We start from the raw sequence: 1,133 nt of genomic DNA, 5'->3' as shown, positions 1-1,133 counted from the left end.
ATCAGCCTCCAGTCAGGTAACTAGTGCAGTTTCTGATCTAGGGCTGTAGCAGCCCAATAGCCTCTCGAATGAGGAGCGCCCGATACGCCATGTAAGTGGCAATAAGTACAAATCCCGATAAGAATAGCTTTGGTATTAGGGAGCCTTCGCTCACTAATTCTGAATTCAGTAGCCCTATTGCTACCGCCAAAAAGAATAGTGCGCCCAGTACCAAAACGACCCAGTTCTCTGCACCTGCAACTTCTTGAGTTTGGTTGCGATACGCAAGCACTTGAAATACCGTATTTTTCTGATATCCCGAAACTATCACGCTATCCCCATCGCTAATCTTCATTGGCGTAGAAAACTTTGCTTCAATAGCTTGCTCACCTAAGTGAAAGCTCGAAATATAAAAACGCCGGTAATAAACGGAGGAATGATCGTGAGTTGGTTTTTCGGGATTAATGTATTCCAGGAGTCCATTATTTAAATTGCTGACAGTCCCCGAAATGGTGCTCACTGAGCTAGTTAAAAAAGAACTTGGTTTAACTGTCATGAATAGGGTTCCCAGTAGCGCGAGGAAGATGATCAGAATAGAAGCTTTTGGCCGCTTCATTTATTTTAAGAAAACATCAAGATGCAGATTAAGTGCCCCCTTAATTAATAAACTGATTGCAATCAATAGGGTAAAAATAGCAAAGATGAGTTGGACATTGGGACCACTCATTTTTTTGCCTAAGACTTGTCCAAATAATAAGCCAACTAATGCTGCAAGAGAGAAGGGGGCGGCAACGATGAGATTGAGGTTGCCGGAAGCGGCAGAGAAAATTGCGCCACCGCCAGTAACGATGGCGAGCACTCCCAGCGAGGTTGCTACGATGGACTTCACAGGTAGATCTGTATAACGTTTCAGCGCTGGAACAATAATGAATCCACCACCAACCCCCAATAAGCCAGATAAAAAACCTGCAAGACTTCCAGAAACCATTAGGGCGCGTGCGCAAGGTACTGTCCACTGCAGTTTTCCGATCGCTGGATTCATTAAACAGGGAGGAGGTTTGCGATTGGGCTCAGGAATGCCTTTCAGTTCATTGCGAGCCTCGCTCAGTAGGCGAATAGCAACATACAAGAGCATCAAGCTAAACAAGATCTGC

At 45.0% G+C, this 1,133-nt stretch carries 2 protein-coding genes; both read right to left on the bottom strand.

Features of this window, described 5'->3' with window-relative positions; translation table 11 throughout:
• Nucleotides 1–37: 37 nt before the first annotated feature.
• Nucleotides 38–535: a hypothetical protein gene (locus tag B7Y67_RS18870; protein ID WP_293599942.1), complete on the bottom strand. Its 498-nt coding sequence runs from the start codon at nt 533–535 to the stop codon at nt 38–40.
• Nucleotides 536–595: 60 nt separating this feature from the next.
• A partial coding sequence (locus B7Y67_RS18865) for a sulfite exporter TauE/SafE family protein (protein ID WP_293599941.1) occupies nt 596–1,133 on the bottom strand: 538 nt, incomplete at its 5' end.

The organism is Polynucleobacter sp. 35-46-11 (genome assembly GCF_002281105.1).
Note: the sequence above shows the minus strand (reverse complement) of the source record. Positions and strands in the feature narration are given on the sequence as shown.

Coding starts and splice junctions, on each gene's coding strand:
- B7Y67_RS18870 (WP_293599942.1), bottom strand. CDS start 535: ATGACAGTTAAACCAAGTTCTTTTTTAACTAGCTCAGTGAGCACCATT.